The 20,806-nt window shown below is 65.4% G+C and carries 16 protein-coding genes and 1 riboswitch; of the genes, 9 read left to right on the top strand and 7 right to left on the bottom strand.

Features of this window, described 5'->3' with window-relative positions; all coding sequences use genetic code 11:
• Positions 1-4: 4 nt before the first annotated feature.
• From VSX56_RS06590 to cobU, 5 genes are all read right to left on the bottom strand, one after another.
• Positions 5-2,422, bottom strand: coding sequence for a circularly permuted type 2 ATP-grasp protein (locus tag VSX56_RS06590; protein ID WP_350935788.1), 2,418 nt, complete (start codon positions 2,420-2,422; stop codon positions 5-7).
• Positions 2,423-2,447: 25 nt separating this feature from the next.
• Positions 2,448-5,780, bottom strand: coding sequence for a transglutaminase family protein (locus tag VSX56_RS06585; protein WP_350935786.1), 3,333 nt, complete (start codon positions 5,778-5,780; stop codon positions 2,448-2,450).
• Between the two features lie 115 nt (positions 5,781-5,895).
• Positions 5,896-6,648, bottom strand: a complete 753-nt coding sequence (locus VSX56_RS06580; RefSeq protein WP_350935784.1) for an adenosylcobinamide-GDP ribazoletransferase — start codon at positions 6,646-6,648, stop codon at positions 5,896-5,898.
• Positions 6,645-7,691 carry a nicotinate-nucleotide--dimethylbenzimidazole phosphoribosyltransferase gene (gene cobT / locus VSX56_RS06575; protein ID WP_350935782.1) on the bottom strand — a complete coding sequence of 349 codons (1,047 nt, stop codon included), beginning with the start codon at positions 7,689-7,691 and terminating at the stop codon, positions 6,645-6,647. The genes VSX56_RS06580 and cobT overlap by 4 nt, the downstream gene beginning before the upstream one ends.
• Positions 7,688-8,182, bottom strand: coding sequence for a bifunctional adenosylcobinamide kinase/adenosylcobinamide-phosphate guanylyltransferase (gene cobU / locus VSX56_RS06570; protein ID WP_434096012.1), 495 nt, complete (start codon positions 8,180-8,182; stop codon positions 7,688-7,690). The genes cobT and cobU overlap by 4 nt, the downstream gene beginning before the upstream one ends.
• Positions 8,183-8,247: 65 nt before the next feature.
• Between cobU and VSX56_RS06565 the strand changes: the two genes are divergently transcribed.
• The 4 genes from VSX56_RS06565 to cobD are packed head-to-tail and all read left to right on the top strand — an operon-like array spanning position 8,248 to position 11,611.
• Positions 8,248-8,844, top strand: coding sequence for a histidine phosphatase family protein (locus VSX56_RS06565; RefSeq protein ID WP_350935779.1), 597 nt, complete (start codon positions 8,248-8,250; stop codon positions 8,842-8,844).
• Positions 8,835-9,677 carry a propanediol utilization protein gene (locus VSX56_RS06560; RefSeq protein ID WP_350935777.1) on the top strand — a complete coding sequence of 281 codons (843 nt, stop codon included), beginning with the start codon at positions 8,835-8,837 and terminating at the stop codon, positions 9,675-9,677. The genes VSX56_RS06565 and VSX56_RS06560 overlap by 10 nt, the downstream gene beginning before the upstream one ends.
• The gene (gene cbiB / locus VSX56_RS06555; RefSeq protein WP_350935775.1) at positions 9,674-10,612 is read left to right on the top strand and encodes an adenosylcobinamide-phosphate synthase CbiB; all 939 of its coding nucleotides are present in this window, start codon (positions 9,674-9,676) and stop codon (positions 10,610-10,612) included. The genes VSX56_RS06560 and cbiB overlap by 4 nt, the downstream gene beginning before the upstream one ends.
• A 12-nt stretch (positions 10,613-10,624) precedes the next feature.
• A complete protein-coding gene (gene cobD / locus VSX56_RS06550) occupies positions 10,625-11,611 on the top strand; it encodes a threonine-phosphate decarboxylase CobD (protein ID WP_350935773.1) in 987 nt (328 codons plus the stop codon).
• Here cobD and VSX56_RS06545 read toward each other — a convergent pair.
• The gene (locus VSX56_RS06545) at positions 11,591-13,036 is read right to left on the bottom strand and encodes a cobyric acid synthase (protein WP_350936161.1); all 1,446 of its coding nucleotides are present in this window, start codon (positions 13,034-13,036) and stop codon (positions 11,591-11,593) included. The two genes, cobD and VSX56_RS06545, sit on opposite strands and share 21 nt — an antisense overlap.
• 230 nt (positions 13,037-13,266) lie before the next feature.
• Positions 13,267-13,911, bottom strand: a complete 645-nt coding sequence (gene cobO / locus VSX56_RS06540; RefSeq protein WP_350935770.1) for a cob(I)yrinic acid a,c-diamide adenosyltransferase — start codon at positions 13,909-13,911, stop codon at positions 13,267-13,269.
• A 39-nt stretch (positions 13,912-13,950) separates the two neighbouring features.
• Positions 13,951-14,177, top strand: a riboswitch (cobalamin riboswitch).
• 15 nt (positions 14,178-14,192) lie between these two features.
• Here cobO and VSX56_RS06535 point away from each other — a divergent pair.
• Genes VSX56_RS06535 through VSX56_RS06515 form a run of 5 tightly spaced genes read left to right on the top strand, consistent with a single transcriptional unit; the run spans position 14,193 to position 20,806 of the window.
• The gene (locus VSX56_RS06535) at positions 14,193-14,639 is read left to right on the top strand and encodes a DUF1636 family protein (protein ID WP_434096011.1); all 447 of its coding nucleotides are present in this window, start codon (positions 14,193-14,195) and stop codon (positions 14,637-14,639) included.
• Positions 14,640-14,642: 3 nt separating this feature from the next.
• A complete protein-coding gene (cobW, locus tag VSX56_RS06530; protein ID WP_350935768.1) occupies positions 14,643-15,686 on the top strand; it encodes a cobalamin biosynthesis protein CobW in 1,044 nt (347 codons plus the stop codon).
• Between the two features lie 3 nt (positions 15,687-15,689).
• The gene (gene cobN / locus VSX56_RS06525) at positions 15,690-18,959 is read left to right on the top strand and encodes a cobaltochelatase subunit CobN (RefSeq protein WP_350935765.1); all 3,270 of its coding nucleotides are present in this window, start codon (positions 15,690-15,692) and stop codon (positions 18,957-18,959) included.
• Positions 18,950-20,146 (top strand): precorrin-3B synthase, encoded by a 1,197-nt coding sequence (gene cobG, locus VSX56_RS06520; protein ID WP_350935763.1) that lies wholly within the window; start codon positions 18,950-18,952, stop codon positions 20,144-20,146. The genes cobN and cobG overlap by 10 nt, the downstream gene beginning before the upstream one ends.
• A 30-nt stretch (positions 20,147-20,176) precedes the next feature.
• Positions 20,177-20,806 (top strand): precorrin-8X methylmutase, encoded by a 630-nt coding sequence (locus VSX56_RS06515; RefSeq protein ID WP_350935761.1) that lies wholly within the window; start codon positions 20,177-20,179, stop codon positions 20,804-20,806.

Below are 20,806 nucleotides of genomic sequence, written 5' to 3'. Positions count from 1 at the left end.
GTCATCATCTCAGATAGGCTGTGGTCAGGAGATCGGACAGCTCGCCCAGTTCGCGTCGCAGCCGTGCAAGACGCTCGGGGGTCATGTCACGCGGCTCGGCACAGCTGAACTCGGTCGAGAGCTGCATCAGACGGCGCATCAAGGGCCCCGGACGGGCATGATCCATAGCGTTGGGCATCCTGCGCGCGATGTTCTCCATCCGGCAGATCAGGAAGGCGAGCGCACGCGGATTGTCACCATCGAGTGCGAGCAGGTCCAGCACCGTGTCACGGCTGGTTTCCACGCGGAAGCGCCGCTGATGGGTGATCACGCTGTCACAGACCTCGACCGCCAGATCGAGCCCGCCCTCGGGCGCGTCAGGGGCGGCGTAAAGCTCGAGAAGCGTCGCGGTTGCATCGGCACGTTCAAGCGCCCGCCCGAAGGACAGAAAATGCCATGCGGAGAAGCGATACATATTCTCGTGCACCAGCCCCGAGAAGCCGGTGATCTTGCGCAGGAACACCGACATCGCGCGCGCCGCGTCATCGCCGTTCTTGGTCTTGCCCTGCAGTCGGCGGGCGGTCTCCAGAAGATCGCTCAACGCATTCCAGCCATCGGTCGAGAACCGGTCCCGCACCTTGGCGGCACAGCTGCGCGCCATCTCGAACCGCCCCAGAAGCGTATCGGGGATCGCCTTCTCGAATGTATAGCCCACCGAGGACAGGTAGACGCGCATCAGCCTGAGCCGCGGATCGGCGGCATTGCCGGTGGCGGCAAGGCGCAGGTGATAGGCCCGCAGGAGCCGGATCGCATCCTCCGTGCGCTCGATATAGCGTCCGAGCCAATAGAGGTTATCGGCCGCGCGCGCGGGCAGGATGCCCTGATCGCTGCGCTGGAACCGTCCTGTGGTCTCTGCGGCAAGGCTCTCTTGCGGCACGGGTCGGTCAGACACCACCCAGACATCGGCCACCGATCCGCCGCGCTGCATCGCGAGTGCTGTCGGATCCTCGGACTGGCCGATACGGGCGTAGCCGCCATGCAGGAAGCGCCAGCCGTCTTCGGTGCGTGCGGCAAAGACCCGCACCGTCATCGGGCGCGGGGTGATCCTTGCCTGACCGTCTCCCTGGCGCGACCATGCGGGTGTGGTCGAGAGCGTGACGGCTTCCTGACCCACCAATGCGCGGCCTTCCTCCTCGAGCCACTGGCTGACAGAGCCTTTGGCGCGGCCACGAAACTCCCCGCCGAGCGCGGTTGTGGCGTTCAGGTCGAAGGGCAGATCCACCGCATAGGCCGATCCGATCATCATCCGTTTGACATTGGCTTCGACATAGGAGCGCGCCTCGGGTGCACCGCACCACCATGTGGCGATATTGGGGAGTTTGAGCGGCTCGCCCAGCATCACCTCGCTGATACGCGGCAGGAAGGCCAGCATCGCGCGCATTTCCATGATCCCCGAGCCGAGCGCATTGGCCATGCCCAGATGTCCGCGCCGCACGGCGTCCATCAGACCGGGTGTGCCGATCCGGCTGGTCTCGTCGAGTTCGATCGGATCGGCAAAATCTGAATCGATTCTTCGCCACAGCGATCCGAGCGGTTGCGGCCCCGAGATCGTGCGCACCTTGGCACGGCCATCCTCGACGACGATATCCTCGCCCTCCAGAAGCGGCACCCCAAGATAGCGCGCGATATAGGTATGTTCGTAATAGGCCTCGTTGGAGGGGCCGGGGGTGAGGATCGCGGGGATCGCCTGACGCTGGTCCCGATCCTCGGCCAGCCGCTCGGAGGCACCCAGAAATGCTCCGAAGAACCCTGCAAGCCGGTGGATATAGGCCCGCGGGAACCGCTCGGGGAAGGCACGCCCCGTGGCCATCCGGTTCTCGAGCGCAAAGCCCGCCCCCGACGTGGCCTGCGTCCGGTCCCCCAGCACGAACCACGATCCATCAGGCGAGCGCCCGATCTCGAAGGCCAGAAAATGCAGATAATGCCCGCCCTTGGGTTTGACCCCCACCATCGGGCGCAGGAACTGTTTCGACCCCGCGATCAGCTCGGCCGGCAGATGACCTTGCGCCACCAGATCGGCGGAGCCGTAAAGATCGGCCATCACATGTTCCAGCAGCTCGGCGCGCTGGGTGAGCCCCTCGCAGATATGGTCCCACTCGCTATCATGCAGGATCACCGGGATATGGCTGAGCGGCCAGCTGCGCTCGGTCAGCGGATCGTTGGAATATTGCCGGTAGAACACCCCCGCATCGCGCAGATAGAGATCGGCCCGCTCGAACCGCGCCTCGATTTCCTCGGGGCTCAGCCGCACAAAGCGGTCGATGAAACGCCGCCAGACAGGGCGCATGCGGCCCTGTGCGTCGAAGAGCTCGTCCGCGACCCCCTTTACAGGGCGATAGCCTGCCAGCAGGGCGCTGGCAGGATGCTGCTTTTTCTCGGCCATTGGTCTGCCTTGATAACTTCCGGGCTCAGATCAGCCCGATGGGACGTCGAAGGTCAAGCGTCAAGGGGAATTCGGGATGCGGATGTTCCATCGGCGGCACATAGGCCCCCGGGGTATGCCCGAACGGCTGGAACCGCGCCAGACGCCGCGCCTCCGCCTCATTGGCATTGACAGGGAAGGTGTCGTAGTTGCGCCCGCCCGGATGGGCCACGTTATAGGTACAGCCTCCGATCGCGCGGTTTGACCATGTGTCATAGATGTCGAACACCAAAGGCGCATTGGTAGGCAGGGTCGGATGCAGCGATTCCGGCGGCTTCCACGCCTTGTAGCGCACGCCTGCGACTGAGGTCCCCGAGGTGCCCGTGGGCGTCATCGGCAGGAAGCGCCCGTTGCAGGTGACCTTGTAGCGGTCCTGATGGAGCGAGGTCATCTTGACCTGCATCCGCTCGACCGAGCTGTCGGTATAGCGCACAGTGCCACCGATCGCGCCGGTCTCGCCCAGCACATGCCACGGCTCGAGCGCCTGTTTCAGCTCCAGATGCACGCCCTCGACGGTGATCTGTCCGCAGAAGGGGAAGCGGAACTCCTCCTGCGCCACGAACCATGCCGGATCGAACGCATAGCCATGCTCTTTCAGCTCGGCCAGAAGGCTCAGGAAATCCTCCCAGATGAAATGCGGCAACATGAAGCGGTCATGGAGCACCGTGCCCCAGCGCACCGGACGCCCTTCGACGGGCGCTTTCCAGGCCCGCGCGATGATCGCGCGGATCAGGAGCTGCTGGGCCAGCGACATGCGCGGATGCGGCGGCATCTCGAAGCCGCGGAACTCCACGAGGCCCAGACGGCCTGTCGGGCCATCGGGCGAGTAGAGCTTGTCGATACAGATCTCGGCGCGGTGGGTATTGCCCGTCACGTCGATCAGGATATTGCGCAGCAGGCGGTCGGTCAGCCATGGCGGCACGGCCATGCCCGGCTGGATCTGGTTCAGCGCGATCTCGAGCTCGTAGAGGCTGTCATGGCGGGCCTCGTCGATGCGGGGCGCCTGCGAGGTCGGGCCGATGAACATGCCCGAGAAGAGATAGCTGAGCGAGGGATGGCGCTGCCATGTCAGGATCAGCGATTTCAGAAGGTCGGGGCGGCGCAGGAAGGGGCTGTCATTGGGCGTCTCGCCGCCCACCACCACATGATTGCCGCCGCCCGTGCCGGTATGGCGTCCATCGATCATGAACTTGTCGGCCCCGAGCCGCGAGAGGCGCGCCTCTTCGTAGATCGCCTCGGTGGTGGCCACGCAATCCTCCCAGGAATGGGCAGGGTGGATATTGACCTCGATCACGCCCGGATCGGGGGCCACGCGGATGACGTTGAGACGAGGATCATTCGGGGGGGCATAGCCCTCGATATGGACCTTGAGCCCCAGATTGGCCGCAGCCGCCTCGGCGGCACGCAGCAGGTCGAGATAATCCTCGAGCCAGACCACAGGCGGCATGAACACACATAGCCGCCCGTCGCGCGGCTCCACCGAAAGCGCGGTGCGCACGAAGCCGTCGATCTCGGGCGAGCCCTGCGGTGTGAAGCCTTCCCCCATCGGTTCGGAAGGTATGAAAGAGGCCATCGGCTGGCTCAGCCGCTCGGCCGGTTTCACCGGATCGCGCTTGGGCAGGGGCGGGCGCGGGATCGTCGGGTCGGCGGGGTTGTGATAGGGGTATTGCGCCGCACTCAGATGCGGCAGCGAGGCCAGCGGCAGACGGTAGCCCGCAGGGCTGTCACCGGGAGCCAGAAGCATCGCGCCGCGCCGCAATCGCCAACGCTCCGAACGCCAGCCCGCGCCGCCCGCCTTGGCCTGCCAGCGCTGGACCGGCAGCACGAAGGCAGTGGGCGTGGTCAGGCCACGGTCGAAGACCCGCGCGATGCGGTGGCGCGCCTCGGCATCCTCCAGCTTGGAATTGGCCGGCGTGACGTTCTCGGGGAGCTGCGCCTCGCGCACCAGCCACTCGGCAGGGTCCTCATAGGCGGGAATGACGTAATTCTCGTCCACATTCAGCTGGCTCGCGATTTCCCGCATCAGCTCCTGCGCCTGCAGCGGCGTGGCATCTTGCGATGTGCCCTCGGGGGCGATCAGGTCAGTGTTCGACCAGACCGGCTGCCCGTCATGGCGCCAGTAGAGCGAGAAGGTCCAGCGCGGCAGCGTCTCGCCCGGATACCATTTGCCCTGACCGTAATGCAGGAAGCCACCCGGTGCGAAACGGTCCTGCAGCTTGCGGATCAGCACATCGGCACGGTCGCGTTTCTGTGGCCCCACGGCGGCGGTGTTCCATTCCTCGGACTGGAAATCATCGATGGACACGAATGTCGGCTCGCCGCCCATCGTCAGGCGGACATCGCCCGAGGCCAGATCGCGGTCGACCTGTTTACCCAGATCGTTGAGCGCCTCCCATGCCTCGTCCGAAAACGGCTTGGTAATGCGCGGGTGCTCGGCCACGCGGGTCACCTCCATGTCGAAATCGAATTCGACCTCGGGGGTGCCATCGGCGGTAAAGCCACCGGCGATAGGGGCGGCGGTGCGGTAATGCGGCGTGGCGGCCAGCGGGATATGGCTCTCGCCGGTCATCAGGCCGGAGGTCGGATCAAGCCCGATCCAGCCCGCACCGGGCAGATAGACCTCGACCCATGCATGCAGATCGGTGAAGTCATGCTCGGTCCCCGAGGGGCCATCGAGCGCCTTCACATCGGGTTTGAGCTGGATCAGATAGCCCGAGACAAACCGCGCCGCAAAGCCCAGGCGCCGCAGCACCTGCACCAGAAGCCAGCTGCTGTCACGGCAGGAACCCGATTTAAGCGTCAGCGTCTCCTCGGGCGTCTGCACGCCCGGTTCCAGCCGGATCGTGTAATCGACGAGGTTCGAGACCTGCATATTGAGGCCCACGAGGAAATCGACCGTGCGCTCCTTCTTGCGCGGGATGGTCGCAACGAATTCGTCGAGCGCCTCCGAGCCTTCCTCGGGTTTGCGGTAGACGGCAAGATCTGCGGCATAATCCGACGGATAGTCGAAGGGCCAGTATTCGGCACATTCCTCGACGAAGAAATCGAACGGGTTATAGACCGTCATATCGGCCACCAGATCGACCTCGATCTTGAACTCGCGCACCGGCTCGGGGAAGACAAACCGCGCCAGCCAGTTGCCATAGGGATCCTGCTGGAGGTTCACGAAATGCTCGGCCGGTGTGACTTTCAGCGCATGCGAGATCACCTTGGTGCGCGAGTGCGGCGCCGGTCGCAAACGGATGATCTGCGGGCCAAGCATGACGTCGCGGTCATATTTGTAATGGGTAAGGTGATGAATCGATGCGTAAATCGCCATAGCACGCAGTCCTTGGAAACAGGTTATGCCAAACTAGGCAAGTGCTGGGATCAAGGGCCAGTGTTTTCGACATTCCGGCCAAATTATCGCCGGATACGCTTAAAATTTACGCACTCTACAATAGCGACATGAGGGCGATCCAGCCGAGGATCTCGGAGGCCTGCTGGCTTGCGCCCAGCACATCGCCGGTCTGCCCGCCGATCTGGCGCTTGGCGAGATAGGCCATGGCCGCCCCGCCCAGCACCACGGCCAGCCCGATGAGCGGCGCATAGATGCCCGTCAGCGTCAGCCCCAGCGCGCCATAGACAAGCGCGAGGATCAGGGCGTTTTTCGGAACCCCGGTGGCGGCATGGCCCATCCCGTCGGGGCGGGCCACCGGCATCAGGCTTTGCCAGATGGCGATCTGCGCGCGCGAGGCCATGGCCAGCGCGATCAGCGCCGCTGCCGCCAGATGGGCGCCTTGGGCATAAAGCGTCGCGATACCGCAGGCGCGCAGGCCATAGGCCAGGATCAGCGCGGTTACCCCGTAGCTGCCGATCCGGCTGTCGCGCATGATATCGAGCTTTTTCTCACGCTCGCGACCACCGCCGAACCCGTCCGCCAGATCGGCCAGCCCGTCCTCATGGAGCGCGCCCGTCAGGAAGGTCAGCGTGACAAGGCACAGGAGGGCCGCCGCAAAGGGCGGCAGCCCCAGAAGGGCCGAGAGCCCCAGCGCCAGCGCTCCTCCCGTGCCGATCAGCAGACCCGCGATCGGATAGGCCCAGACCGTCTGGCCGAGATTGATCTTATCCTCCGGCAACCGGCCTGCAGGCAGGCGCGAGAGCAGGATGACGGCAAGCTGCAATTCGGCCAGACGGGCGCGGATCATTGGGCGGCATCCATGGTCGTGTCATCCTCGTGCGCTTCATCGACACCTGCCTCCGAGAAGGTCGCCATGCCGTTATGGCATTCGAGCGCCGAGCGCAGGATGCCGAGTGCAAGGGCCGCGCCGGTGCCTTCGCCCAATCGCATGTCGAAACCGAGGATCGGATCCTTTCCAAGGTGGCCAAGGATCTTCCGATGGCCGGGCTCGGCGCTGACATGGCCGACGAGGCAGTGCTCCAGAAGCCGCGCATCGACCCCGAAGAGGGGGGCGGCCGAGGCCGTGCAGATGAATCCGTCAAGGAGCACCGGAATCCGGTAGAGCCGTGCGGCCAGCACCGCGCCGCAGATCGCAGCCTGCTCGCGCCCGCCAAGGGCGGCAAGCGTTTGCGCCGCGCTCAGGCCCTGATGGCGTTCGAGGCCACGTTCGATAGCCGAGATCTTGCGCGCGACCCCCGCATCGTCCGACCCCGTGCCACGCCCGACCCAATCAGCCACATCGCCCCCGAAGAGCGCCGAAGCCAGTGCCGCCGCAATGGTGGAATTGCCAATACCCATCTCGCCCAATATCAGCACATCCGCCTTTGGGTTCACGGATGCCGCACCGCGATTGAGCGCCTCGAGCGTCTCGGCCTCGTCCATCGCGGGGCCTTGCGTGAAATCACGCGTGGGGCGGTCGAGATCGATGGCGACGGCCGACAACTCGGCCCCGTTCGCGCGGCAGAGCTGGTTGATCGCAGCGCCGCCATGTTCGTAATTGGCCACCATCTGCGCGGTGACCGATTGCGGGAACGGGTTTACCCCTTGCGCGCAGATCCCGTGGTTTCCTGCAAACACAATCGCCTGTGCCTTGCCGATGCGGGGCCTGTCGGTGACCCGCCAGCCTGCCATGAAGACCGCCAGATCCTCCAGCCGCCCCAAGGATCCCGGCGGCTTGGTGAGCTGGCCCTGCCGCGTGCGCGCCGCCTCGGCGGCCTCGTTGTCGAACGCGGGCAGTCTGTCGGCGAGACCGTCGAGCTGGGACAGGGTGGAAAGCGGAAAGAGGCTCATTGTGGTTTGACCTTTAGTGCATAGCCGCAGGTGACGAGATGGACCTCATCCGCCACGGCGGCTATTTTCTGGTTAAGCTGTCCTTGCGCGTCGCGGAAGCGGCGCGCAAGAGCGTTTTCAGGAACGATTCCCATTCCGACCTCGTTGGTGACGAAAATAACCGGCGCGTCGAGCTGTGGCAAACAGCCGATAAGGGCCTCTGCCTCCGCCTCGATATCGCGGTTCTCCATCATCAGGTTGGTCAGCCACATCGTCAGGCAGTCGACAAGACGCGGCGCGCCCCCGTCGGTATCCCTAAGAGCGCCGACGAGATCGAGCGGCGCCTCGATATCGCGCCAGCCCGTAAGACGACGGGCGCGGTGTTCCTCGACCCGCGCCTGTGTCTCGGCATCCCAAATCCGTGCCGTGGCAATATAGATCGCGGGAGAGCCGAGGCTCAGGGCCTGGTTCTCCGCGAGGCGAGACTTGCCTGAACGCGCGCCGCCGGTCATTAGAATGATCTTGCTCATCGGGCGATGAGAAAGCAGAAACGGGCTGGAAAGCAAAGAGGTAGTTTATGTCGATCACGCAGCCGTCAGCGCTCCCGCCGCCCGAGGACGGTCCGCAATGCGAGCTGGTGCTGATCCGCCATGCCCCCGTTATAGGCGATGGGTGTGTCTATGGACGCCGCGATCTCGGCGCAGATCTCGCGGACCGGACGGCCTTGGCGCGGGTGGCGGAGGCGGTGCCAGAGCCTGCGCGCATCGTGGCAAGTCCCGCGCTGCGCTGTGTCCAGACCGCGCGCGCGCTCTGGCCCGATCTGCCGATCGGGACCGAGCCGGATTTCTGGGAACAGGATCTCGGGGAATGGGAGGGCCGTCCCTATGCCGAACTGCCCGATCTGGGGCCGCTACCGCTCGAGGTGCTGGCCGCGCACCGACCACCCGGGGGCGAGAGTTTTCTCGATCTCTGCGCACGGGTGCCGCGTGGTCTTGCGCCGCTGTCGGGGCGGGTGACGGTGCTCGCCCATGCCGGAACCATCCGCGCCGTGCTGGGGCTGGCCCTGGAGGTGCCCGCTGCGGGGCTGCGCTTCGAGATCGCGCCGCTATCGCTCACGCGGGTGAGTTTCCTGTCCGGGGGCGCGGTGATCCACGAGGTCAACCGATGCGTCTGACCCGTAGCACGCGCCTGCGGGTGGCCGGACATTTCGGCGAGTTCCTGCAGGGACGGATCGGCAGCACGGGGCCGGTTGCGCTGGTCTCGGTGCCCTGTCCGGTGCTGGGCGTCACGCTCGATGTCAAAGCCGCACCCACAGGCTATGTGCATGACCCGCAACGCCTTCTGCCTGCGGGAGCACTGGCGCAGATCCAGCGGATGCTGCGGCGCCCCTTGCGCGGAGCGGTCCGGCTCGGCGCCTCAATGGTGGCGGGGGCGGGTTGTGGCGCCTCGACCGCCGCGCTGACGGCGCTGATCCGCCATATGGCGCCCGCGCTGCCCGCGTCGCAGATCATGCGGCTCTGCTGGAAGATCGAGGGCGCAAGCGATCCGCTGGCCCATGCCTATCCGGACTGCCATCTCTGGGCCTCGCGTCAGGGAGAAAGCCTCGGCGTCCTGCCCGCGCCGCCGCCAATGCGCCTGATCGGCGGGCTCTGGGGTGCGCCCGAACCCACCCGTCCGCAAGATCAGCACTTTGCCGATATTTCGGATCTTCTGCCAGCCTGGCGGGCGGCCTGCCTGCGCGGCGATCTGGCACAGGTGGCTGCACTGGCGGCCCAGAGCGCCGCGCGCACGACCGCTCTGCGGGGGCCCGCGGCCGATCCCACATCAGGGCTCGCATGCGAGGTGGGGGCCTTGGGCTATCTGCGCGCCCATACGGGATCGGCACGGGCGCTGGTCCTGCCACTTTCGGCGTCGCGCCAACAGTGCGATGCAATCCGTGACAGGCTGCGCGCGGCAGGCTATGGGCGGGTGGTGGAATTCACGCTCGGCCAGCGGAGGGGATCATGACCGGAGCACTCATCATGCTGATCGGTTTCGGGATCGATGCGGTCCTTGGATGGCCCGCAGCCGTATTCCGGCGCATCGGCCATCCGGTGACATGGCTGGGGGCCTTGATCCATGCGCTGGAGGGGCGCCTCAATCGCGCGCATTGGTCCAATAACGGGCGGTTATGGGGCGGGGTTGCGACCACGCTCTGCGCGATTTTCTTGCCCGTGATGCTCGCCATCACCATCACATGGCTTGCGCCCGCGAACTGGCTCGGGACGCTGATCCTGTCGCTTTGTGCTTGGCCGCTGATTGCCGCGCGCTCGATGTATAGCCACGTGGCCGCCGTTGCCCGCCCGCTTGCTGCGGGCGATGTGCCGCAGGCCCGCGTGGCGGTGTCGATGATCGTCGGGCGCGATCCGGCCCGGCTGGATGAGGCCGGGGTGGCGCGTGCGGCGCTCGAAAGCCTTGCCGAGAACAGTTCGGACGGGATCATCGCGCCGCTCTTCTGGGGGGCGCTTCTGGGGCTGCCGGGGATTGCGGCTTACAAGGCCATCAACACGCTCGATTCCATGATCGGCCATCGCAATGACCGCTATGAATGGTTCGGCAAATTCGCGGCCCGTCTGGATGATGGGGTGAACCTGATCCCCGCGCGCCTGACTGGGCTGATCTTTGCGCTGGTCTCCGCGCCTGTGCGGGCGCTCAAGGTGATGGCGCAGGATGCGGGCAAACACCGCTCGCCCAATGCCGGCTGGCCCGAGGCGGCCTTGGCGGCGGGTTTGAGCGTGCGCCTGTCGGGGCCGCGGGTCTATGGTGACCATGTGGCGCATGAACCCTATGTCAACGAAGGCGCCCCCGATCCGCGCCCGCAGGATCTGGCGCGCGGGCTCTCCCTCTATCTCAGGGCGATGGGGCTTGCGGCCCTGTGTCTTGCCCTTCTGTCCTGTCTCTGAAAAGGCCCCGATATGCGTGATCACGGCGGAAATCTCGATTGGGCCATGGCCGAATATGGCCGGACGGGCGGGCAGGGCGAGTGGGTCGACCTCTCCACAGGGATCAACCGCGTGCCCTATCCCGTGGGTACGCTCCCGCCCGCGGCCTATACCGACCTGCCCACCGGCGCGTCCATGGCGGCGCTGCTGGCCGTGGCGCGCCAGAGCTACGGCATGACCGGTGGGGGGATTGCCGCGCTGGCCGGTGCACAGGCGGCCATCCAGATGCTGCCGATGCTGCTGGACGGCCCGCGCAAGGCCCGCGTCCTCTCACCCACCTATAACGAGCATGCCGCGTGCCTGCGTCAGGCGGGCTGGCAGGTCGAGGAGGTCCGTCACCTTCACGATCTGGAGGGCGCGCGGCTGGCCGTGGTGGTCAATCCCAACAATCCCGACGGGCAATGCCACAGCCCCGAGGTACTGATGGCCTTGCGCGGTAGGGTCGGCACGCTGGTGGTCGATGAAAGCTTCGCCGATCCGCGTCCCGATCTGTCGCTTGCGGGGCAGGTTGGAGAGGAGGATCTCTTCGTGCTGCGCTCGTTCGGCAAGTTCTACGGGCTGGCGGGGCTACGGCTTGGCTTTGCACTGGGGGCCGAAGCCCGGATCGCGCGGCTGCGCGAGATGGCAGGCCCTTGGCCTGTCTGCGGTGCGGGGCTTGCCATCGGCACCAGAGCGCTGGCAGATCGCGACTGGCAGAGCACCACAATCGCGCGGCTGGTTCAGGACATGGGCCGTATGGACGCGCTGGCCGCGCAGGCAGGCTGGGACCTTATGGGCGGGACAGAGCTTTTCCGGCTTTACGCGACCCCCGATGCGGTTCGGGCGCAGTCTCGACTGGCCCGCGCCCATATCTGGAGCCGCATCTTCCCTTGGCATCCGCGCTGGATCCGCCTCGGCCTTCCCGGCAACGAGACAGAATGGGCGCGCCTTGCGCATGCACTAACGGGCAAGGCCGAGTAAGCCGTCCACATCCAGATGCGCCTCCAGATGGGCGGCCAAGGCGTCGAGCGTGGCTTCCACCAGGGCTCCATGCGCAATATTGCCCGACCGCGCTCCGAGCGTGCCCAGCCATGCCGCACGGAACCCGTCCTCACCGAACATCCCGTGCAGATAGCTGCCCATGATCCGGCCATCGGGCGAGATTGCCCCTTCGGGCACGCCCGCGATCATCGCAAAGGGCCTTGCACGATCAGGCCCGTCACTACGCCCGATATGGATCTCGTAGCCCGAGAATCCGCATCCCGTCGGTGCATGGAGGGCCTCCACCCGTGTCAGGCGCTTGTCCTCTACCATCACCGTTTCGATATCGAGAAACCCCAGACCGGGATCGCTGCCCGCAGGCCCTTCAAGCCCGTGCGGATCATGCACGACACGCCCCAGCATCTGGTAGCCACCGCAGATCCCGAGGATCCGCCCGCCACGCCGCACATGCGCCTGCAAGTCCACTTCCCAGCCCTGCGCGCGCAAAAAGGCCAGATCGCCACGGGTGGATTTGGAACCGGGAATGATCACTAGATCGGTATCACCGGGCAGGGGCTGGCCCGCCCGCAAAATGCTCAGCGACACATGCGGCTCCTGCATCAGCGGATCGAGATCGTCGAAATTGGCAATCCGCGAAAGCCCCAGACAGGCCACCCTGAGCCCCGAGCCACCCGAGGCATTCGGCAAATCCAGCGCATCCTCGGCCGGCAGACGGCCAGCCTCCGCAAACCACGGCAAAACGCCAAAACCGCGCCAGCCCGTGCGCGTCTCGATCATTCGGTAACCCTCGTCAAACAGCCGCGGATCGCCACGGAACTTGTTGATGAGAAATCCTGCGATCCGCGCGCGGTCGCCCGCGCCGAGCACGGCCTGCGTCCCCACGATCTGTGCGATCACCCCGCCACGATCGATATCTCCGGCCAGCACCACCGGCACATCGGCCGCGCAGGCAAAGCCCATATTGGCAATGTCATTCTTGCGCAGGTTTACCTCGGCAGGACTACCCGCCCCCTCGACGATGACCAGATCATGCGCGGCCTTAAGGCGCGCGAAACTCTCTAGAACCGGCGCCATCAGGGACGGTTTTAACGCGGCATAATCGCGCGCCTTCACGGTCGCCCGCCGCTTGCCCTGCACGATCACCTGCGATCCGGTCTCGCTCTCGGGCTTGAGCAGGATCGGGTTCATATCGACCACAGGCTCCACTCCGCAGGCCATCGCCTGCAAGGCCTGCGCCCGCCCGATCTCGCCACCATCCACGGTAACGGCGGCATTGTTGGACATGTTCTGCGGCTTGAAGGGCGCAACGCTCAGCCCGCGCAGCCGCGCCGCCCGACACAAGCCCGCAACCAGCATGGATTTTCCCACATTCGAGCCCGCGCCCTGGATCATCAGCGCCTTCATGATGCCATACAGTCCATGGGGAAGGGCCGAGGCACCGCATCTCGACCGTGCCATTGGCAGCTGGCTGCGGGAGATGCGGTGCGCCCACCTTCTGCCACCATCGGGACCCTGCCGAGTGAGGCAGCACCTTTATCGCGCAACATCGTTAATTTTGCCTTGTTTTCCATTGTCCGAAAATATCCCGGGGGTGAATTGCGCCCGAAGGCGCAAGAGGGGGCAGAGCCCCCTTTTCAGAACTCGACGCCCCTCTGGCCCTTGATGCCTGCGCGGAACGGGTGTTTCACCAGCGTCATCTCGGTCACCAGATCGGCCAGCTCGATCAGCGGCTCCTTGGCATTGCGCCCCGTCAGCGCCACATGGGTCATGGCGGGCTTCTCGTCGCGCAGGAACGCCACCACCTCGTCGATATCGAGATAGTCATAGCGCAGAGCGATATTGATCTCGTCAAGCAGCACGAAGCGGATCTCGGGGTCGCGGATCAGCTCCTTGGCCTTTTCCCAGCCACGCTTGGCCATCGCCACATCCCGCGCGCGGTCCTGTGTCTCCCAGGTAAAGCCTTCGCCCATCGCATGGAACTGGCACAGACCGGAGAAGTGCTCCTCGATCAGACGCCGCTCGCCGGTATCCCACGCGCCCTTGATGAACTGAACCACCGCACAGGGCATCTCATGGGCGATACAACGCAGGATCATCCCGAACCCTGCCGAGGATTTCCCCTTGCCAGCGCCGGTATTGACGATGATCAGGCCCTTCTCGCCCTCTTTCGTCGCCATGATCTTGTCGCGCGCGGCCTTTTTCTTGGCCATCTTCATCGCGTGGCGGTCCTCGGTGGCGGCGTCCTGATCCGGCATTCCTTCGGGGGCGGTCTCGCTCATGGGGGATCTCCTTCCTTGACAAAGCGCGGGCTTGCGCGTCTTTTAAGCGCGCACACAGGTTCCTGTTTATGACAGGTGAAAAGGGAATGCGATAGGGGACGGGATCCTCAAGCGCAGCCGCCCCCGCGACCGTGACCGAAGAGGTGGCAGGCCACTGGACAGATCCGGACCACCGGATCCCTCCGGGAAGGCGTCATCGGCAGGCAAGGCCCTACAGCCCGCCTGACTTCGCAAGCCGGGAGACCTGCCTGTGGCGAAAGACAAGGACGGGCGATCGGGGTGTGTCGCAGCGGGAAGAGGGTCAGAACCTTGTGGTTCCGGCGTTCGACCTTTGCTATGCGCAGCCCGAAGAGGGAGAGCATATGAGCAATGTAACGGTCACGATCTGCACCACCTGCCGCCGCACGGGCGATGACACGAGCCCGCGTCCGGGTGCGCGGCTGCGCGATGCGGTGGCGCAAGCCTGCATTGACGGTGTGAAGGTCAGGGGGGTCGAATGCCTCTCCGCCTGTTCGCGCTCCTGCTCGATGGTGCTGTCGGGCGGGCCGGACCGCTGGAGCTATATCTATGGCGATCTCGACCCCGCCACCCATCTCGATGACATTCTGGCGGGCATCCGCGCCTATGGCGAGACCGCCGATGGTCTGGTGCCGTGGCGCGCGCGTCCCGTTGTCTTCCGTAAACAATCCATCGCGCGTATACCGCCGCAAAACGATCCGCAGGAGTGATCCATGAGCAATCTCGCAAAAGTGCCGGTGACCATCGTCACAGGGTTTCTGGGGGCGGGCAAGACCACGCTGATCCGTCACCTGATGCAAAACCCGCAGGGCAAGCGTCTGGCCGTTCTGGTCAATGAGTTCGGGACCGCGGGTGTGGATGGCGATATCCTCAAATCCTGCGCCGACGAGAACTGCCCCGAGGACAATATTCTGGAACTGGCCAATGGCTGCATCTGCTGCACTGTGGCCGATGAGTTCATCCCGACCATCGAGCGTCTTCTGGCGCTGCCCGAGATGCCCGATCACATCCTGATCGAGACCTCGGGTCTGGCGCTGCCCAAACCGCTTCTGAAGGCATTCGAATGGCCCGCGATCCGCTCGCGGATCACCGTCGATGGTGTGGTGGCGCTGGCCGATGCCGAGGCTGTGGCTTCGGGTCAGTTTGCCCCCGATCTCGCGGCGGTCGATGCACAACGCACCGCCGACCCCTCGCTTGAGCACGAGACGCCGCTCTCCGAGGTCTTCGAGGACCAGATCGCCTGCGCCGATATCGTGCTTCTGTCGAAGGCCGATCTTGCGGGCGAGGAGGGTCTGGCCCGCGCCCGCGCCGTGATCGAGGCCGAGGCGCCGCGCAAGCTGCCGATCCTGCCGATGTCCGAAGGCGTCATCGATCCGCAGGTGATCCTGGGGCTCAATGCGGCCGCCGAGGATGATCTCGAGGCGCGCCCCTCCCATCATGATGGCCATTTCGACCACGAGCATGACGATTTCGATACGATCGTCGTGGACTTGGGCGAGATCGAGGATGTTGCCGCGCTCGAGGCGCGGATGGTCGCCATGGCGGGCGATTTCAATATCCTGCGGATGAAGGGCTATCTGGCGGTCAAGGGCAAGCCGATGCGCTATCTGGTGCAGGCCGTGGGCACGCGCCTGCGCGGCCAGTTCGACCAGCCTTGGGGGGCACGCCCGCGCGCCTCACAGCTGGTGGTGATTGCCGAGCATGACCATATCGACCGCGCCTCCATCGAGGCGGCGCTGGGTCTGGCGGTGGCCTGACCGATGCATGTGGTCTTTCGCGAAACGCATGGGCTGGACCAGTCGGACCAGCCGCAGGATCTGGGACAGAGCCCTGCCGATCTTGTTGTGCTGTCCTTCAGTGACAGCGACCTCGGTGCGTTCGCGGCGGGCTGGAAACGGGCAGGGACGCTGCCGAGCCTGCGCCTTGCCAATCTGGTGGCGCTGAAACATCCGCTCTCGGTCGATACCTATCTCGACCAGACCCTGCGCCATGCCAAGGGAATTCTGGTGCGGATCATCGGTGGCGAGAGCTACTGGCCCTATGGGCTGGCCTCGCTACAGGATCTGGCGCGGCGACAGGGTATCGCTCTGGCCGTGCTGCCCGCCGACGGGCGCGAGGATGCCCGCCTCGATGCGCTCTCCACGCTGCCGGTCTCCACGTTGCGGCGCCTTCAGGCGCTATGTGATGCGGGGGGCGCGGTGGCAGCCCAAGCCGCACTTGCACAGCTCTCGCTTGCAGCGGGGCTCTATGCGGGGCCGGTTTCTGGGGTGAAATCGGTGCCCGATTGCGGGTTCTACCTGCCACAGACAGGGATCGTGGCGGCGCCGGAGGCGGGAGAGGATATCGCTCTGGTCACCTTCTACCGCTCCTATCTGACCGCGGCCGATACCGCGCCCGTGGATGCGATGATCGAGGCGTTGCGGGCGCGTGGTCTGAACGCCTATGGCGTGTTTGCTCCCTCTCTGAAGGCACAGGGCGTGCCGGATTGGCTGCGGCGCGAGATTGCGCGGCTCAAACCGGTTACAGTGGTCAATGCCACCGCGTTCTCGGCGCAAGGCGCCGAGGGTGGCTCGCCCTTGGATGCGGCAGGTGTGCCGGTGGTGCAGGTTGCACTCACGACTGCGCGCAGGCGCGATTGGGCAGGTTCCGAGCGCGGGCTTGCGCCCTCCGATCTGGCGATGCATGTCGTATTACCGGAAGTCGATGGCCGGATCTTTGGTGGTGTGATCTCGTTCAAATCTCCCTCGCAACGCGACCCCGATTTGCAATATTCGCGCTTCATTCATCGGCCCGATCCGGGCCGCGTGGCGCAGGTGGCCGATCGGGTCATGGCGCTGTGCCGCTTGGCGCGCCCTGCGGCAGAGAAACGATTGGCCTTCGTGCTCTCGACCTATCCGGGCAAGAGTTACCAGATCGCCCATGCAGTGGGGCTTGATGCGCTGGCCTCGGTGGAGGGGCTTGTCGCGGCGCTGCAGGCCGAAGGGTATCCCCTGACCAAGGTCAGCGACCTTGGCGCGGTGCTGCAGCATGCAACGCTTGACTGGCCCATTGACGACTACCGCTTGGCTCTGGCCGATCTGCCCGATAGGTTGCGTGATGACCTTCACGAGGCTTGGGGTGCGCCCGAGGAGGATCCGCTCTATCGCGATGGGGTCTTCCGGTTTCCCGCCATCCAAAGCGGTTCGGGTCTTGTTGCGCTACAGCCGGAGCGGGCGGATCGTGCACGCCGCGATGCCGATTACCATGACCTCTCGCGCGTGCCGCGCCATGGCTATGTGGCCTTCTACCTCTGGCTCCAGCGTCAGGCGGATGCGCTGATCCATATGGGGGCGCATGGCACAATGGAATGGCTACCGGGGAAATCGGTCGCTTTGTCGGAAACCTGCTGGCCCGAAGTGCTGACCGGTTCCCTGCCGGTGATCTATCCGTTTATCGTCAATGATCCGGGCGAGGCCGCGCAGGCCAAGCGCAGGATTGCAGCGCAGACCATCGGCCATGTGCCCCCGCCCTTGGCCCAAGGGCGGATGCCCGACACTCTTATCCGCCTCGAGGCATTGATGGATGAGTATTCCACCGCTGACGGGCTCGATCCCGCGCGGCGTGACCGGCTGATCGCCGATATCCGCGCCGAGGCGCAGGGACGGGGCGTCGAGGAGGACCTGGGGATCGAGGCTGCGGCCTCGCCCGCCGAGGCGATCACGCGGCTGGATGCTTTTGTCTGCGATATCAAGGAGAGCCAATATGCCGAAGGGCTTCATGTCTTTGGCACCGGCAGATACGGCGCGGATGAAACGCAAGGTGTGATCCGCGCGCTTGCGGGGCAGTTCGTGGCTCCCGGCCCGTCGGGCAGCCCGCATCGGGGGCGCTCGGATGTGCTGCCAACAGGGCGCAACCTCTTTACCACCGATCCGCGCTCTGTGCCCTCGCGCGCGGCCTATGCCCAGGGCGTGAAACTGGCCGAGGAGCTGGTGCGGCGCCATCTTCAGGATCATGGCGATTGGCCGAAAGGTCTGGTGGTCGATCTCTGGGGATCGGCCACGATGCGCACAGCGGGCGAGGAATTCGCCATGGCGCTGCATCTGGCAGGTGTCAAACCGGTTTGGGATGCGGGTTCCGAGCGGGTTTCGGGGGTCGAGATCCTGCCGCTGGCGTTGTTGAACCGTCCCCGGATCGATCTGACACTGCGGGTTTCGGGGCTTTTCCGCGACGTCTTCCCGGGGCTTGCGCAGATGTTCGAACTGGCCTGCGAGGCTTTAGCCCAGCGCGACGAAACGCCCGAGGACAATCCCTATCTGGCAAGGTCTCCCCGCGTCTTTGGTCCGAAGCCCGGTCTTTACGGGCTGAATATGGGCGGTGCGCTCGAGGATTACACCGAAGAAGGCCGCGCTTTGGCGGGTGAGGCATGGCTCGATGCCTCATCGCATGCGATCGATGCGCAGGGCAATGTCACGCCCGCACGCGCGGCGCTGGAGCAACGTCTGGCGGGGGCAGACAGCTTCGTTCATCTGCAGGACCTGCCAGAAACCGATCTTCTGGTGGCCTCCGATTATGCCGCCCATGAGGCCGGATTTGCTGCGGCGCTGGCGCGTCTGGGGCGGCCTGCGCCTAAATCCTATCATCTGGATGCAACGCGCCCCGACCAGCCGCGTGCACGGGCACTGACCGAGGAGATCGCGCGTGTTGTGCGCGCCCGCGCAGCCAATCCCGACTGGGCCGACAGCATGATGCGTCACGGCTTTCGTGGCGGGGCGGAGATCGCGGCGACGCTTGACCATCTCGCGGCTTTTGCCCATCTGTCGCGCGCGGTACCCGACCATCTGTTCGACCTCTATTTCGAAGCCACGCTTGGCCGCGCGGATCTGGTCGAATTTCTCGGCCGCGAGAATCCGCAGGCTTTAAGGGCGCTCTGGGACCGTTTCAAGGCCCTTGCCGCGGCGGGGCTCTGGACGAGCCGGCGCAATTCCATACAGAATGCTCTGGCCGGTTCGAATTCCGGAGAGGTTTTTTCGGGAATGCAGGAATGGCAGTAAGCACCGCCTGGTATCGCAGCAAGGCAAAGATCTCACAGGCCGATCCGCAGATCCGTGGCTGGTGCCCGGGCGCGCGCCGTCCGATGATGTCGGGCGATGGTCTGGTTGTGCGGGTGCGCCCGTGGTATGGGCGTCTGACCAAGGGACAGGCAGGCGCGCTGGCGGGGATTTCCGCGCAGTTCGGCAACGGGTTGATCGACCTCTCCTCACGCGGCAATCTGCAGCTTCGCGGCATTCGACGCGAAGATCATGACGCGCTGCTGATGGCGCTGGCCACGCTCGGTCTGCTCGATGCCTCCGTCGCCGGAGAGACGCGGCGTAATGTGATTACGCAGCCGTTCTGGCAGATGGGCGATCTGACCCAACGGCTGGGCGATGATCTGAGCGCGGTCCTCTCGCGAGAGGACGGGCCGGAGCTGCCTGCCAAATTCGGCTTTGCGGTGGATTGTGGCCCCGTGCCGCTTCTGCAGGGAAGCTCTGCCGATATCCGCATCGAACGGACGCAGGATGCGCTGATCATCCGCGCTGATGGCGCCGAGCGTGGGCGCGCAGTCAGGCCCGAAGATGCGGTTGCGGCGGCACTCGAGATGGCACAATGGTTTCAGGACACTGGCGGCATTACAGATGGGCGTGGACGTATGGCGCGCCATCTGGAGGCGGGGGCCACGCTGCCTGCGGCATGGCGCACCCATGCCATGCACAGAGGCCTGCCTCCGCCGGCGCCCGGGATCTATGACGAGGGAGCGCTGTTTGGTGTGGGCTTCGGGCAGATCCATGCCGAGGAACTGGCCGAGATCGCCAGTATGGGCAAGCTTCGCCTGACCCCATGGCGGATGATCCTGATCGAGGGCGCGCGGGTCTTTCCCGAAGTTGCAGGGGCGGTCACCGTCCCCGATGATCCGCGGCTGCGGATTTCGGTCTGCACGGGCGCGCCCGGTTGTCCGCAAGGGGCGCAGCCGACCCGTGCGCTGGCGCGCCGGATCGCCCGTCAGGGACTGCCGGAGGGGCAGGCGCTTCATATCTCGGGCTGTGCCAAGGGATGTGCGCATGCCGGGGCTTGCGATCTGGTAGCGGTGGCGTCAAAGGAAGGCTGGGCATTTGGGCGCGACCAGCGTGCCCGCGACCTTACGCAAGGCACGCTCGACGAGCGCGCGCTGAGAGAAAAAATCAAGACGGGCCAGAAGTGAACTGGCACGAGGACGGGCACGGGGGACGACATGCCACATAGCTATGAAACCGACGGCGCGAAGATCTATGCCGAGAGTTTCGCCACGATCCGTGCCGAGGCAGATCTGGCGCGGTTCGATGCGGAGGAAGAACCGGTCGTGGTGCGGATGATCCATGCCGCCGGTCTGGTGGGGCTCGAACGCGATGTGGAATTTTCCACCGGAATGGCGAAGGCGGCGCGTGCTGCGCTGCAGGCGGGCGCGCCTGTCCTGTGTGATGCGCGGATGGTCTCCGAAGGGATCACCCGCGCGCGGCTTCCGGCACAGAACGAGGTGATCTGCACGCTGCATGCGCCCGATATCGTCGAGCGCGCGAAAGCGATGGGCAATACCCGCTCGGCGGCAGCCCTCGAGCTGTGGCGTCCGTATCTGGAGGGGGCTGTTGTGGCCATCGGTAATGCGCCGACCGCGCTCTTCCATCTGCTGAACATGCTTGAAGACCCCGATTGCCCGCGTCCTGCGGCAATTATCGGCTGTCCGGTGGGTTTTGTGGGCGCGGCCGAGTCGAAAGCCGCGCTGATGGAGGACCAGCCTGTGCCCTCTCTCATCGTGCGCGGTCGTCTGGGCGGCTCGGCGATCACGGTGGCCGCCGTAAACGCGCTTGCCAGCCGGAAGGAATAA

This window comes from Thioclava kandeliae (genome assembly GCF_040297545.1).
In the GTDB taxonomy this organism is placed as follows: Bacteria; Pseudomonadota; Alphaproteobacteria; order Rhodobacterales; family Rhodobacteraceae; genus Thioclava; species Thioclava kandeliae.
This window is presented reverse-complemented; position numbering and strand designations above follow the sequence as displayed.

What these genes read in the sequence shown, in the direction of transcription:
- VSX56_RS06590 (WP_350935788.1), bottom strand. Translation starts at nt 2,422, where the DNA reads ATGGCCGAGAAAAAGCAGCATCCTGCCAGCGCCCTGCTGGCAGGCTAT.
- VSX56_RS06585 (WP_350935786.1), bottom strand. Translation starts at nt 5,780, where the DNA reads ATGGCGATTTACGCATCGATTCATCACCTTACCCATTACAAATATGAC.
- VSX56_RS06580 (WP_350935784.1), bottom strand. Translation starts at nt 6,648, where the DNA reads ATGATCCGCGCCCGTCTGGCCGAATTGCAGCTTGCCGTCATCCTGCTC.
- cobT (WP_350935782.1), bottom strand. Translation starts at nt 7,691, where the DNA reads ATGAGCCTCTTTCCGCTTTCCACCCTGTCCCAGCTCGACGGTCTCGCC.
- cobU (WP_434096012.1), bottom strand. Translation starts at nt 8,182, where the DNA reads ATGACCGGCGGCGCGCGTTCAGGCAAGTCTCGCCTCGCGGAGAACCAG.
- VSX56_RS06565 (WP_350935779.1), top strand. Translation starts at nt 8,248, where the DNA reads ATGTCGATCACGCAGCCGTCAGCGCTCCCGCCGCCCGAGGACGGTCCG.
- VSX56_RS06560 (WP_350935777.1), top strand. Translation starts at nt 8,835, where the DNA reads ATGCGTCTGACCCGTAGCACGCGCCTGCGGGTGGCCGGACATTTCGGC.
- cbiB (WP_350935775.1), top strand. Translation starts at nt 9,674, where the DNA reads ATGACCGGAGCACTCATCATGCTGATCGGTTTCGGGATCGATGCGGTC.
- cobD (WP_350935773.1), top strand. Translation starts at nt 10,625, where the DNA reads ATGCGTGATCACGGCGGAAATCTCGATTGGGCCATGGCCGAATATGGC.
- VSX56_RS06545 (WP_350936161.1), bottom strand. Translation starts at nt 13,036, where the DNA reads ATGAAGGCGCTGATGATCCAGGGCGCGGGCTCGAATGTGGGAAAATCC.
- cobO (WP_350935770.1), bottom strand. Translation starts at nt 13,911, where the DNA reads ATGAGCGAGACCGCCCCCGAAGGAATGCCGGATCAGGACGCCGCCACC.
- cobW (WP_350935768.1), top strand. Translation starts at nt 14,643, where the DNA reads ATGAGCAATCTCGCAAAAGTGCCGGTGACCATCGTCACAGGGTTTCTG.
- cobN (WP_350935765.1), top strand. Translation starts at nt 15,690, where the DNA reads ATGCATGTGGTCTTTCGCGAAACGCATGGGCTGGACCAGTCGGACCAG.
- cobG (WP_350935763.1), top strand. Translation starts at nt 18,950, where the DNA reads ATGGCAGTAAGCACCGCCTGGTATCGCAGCAAGGCAAAGATCTCACAG.
- VSX56_RS06515 (WP_350935761.1), top strand. Translation starts at nt 20,177, where the DNA reads ATGCCACATAGCTATGAAACCGACGGCGCGAAGATCTATGCCGAGAGT.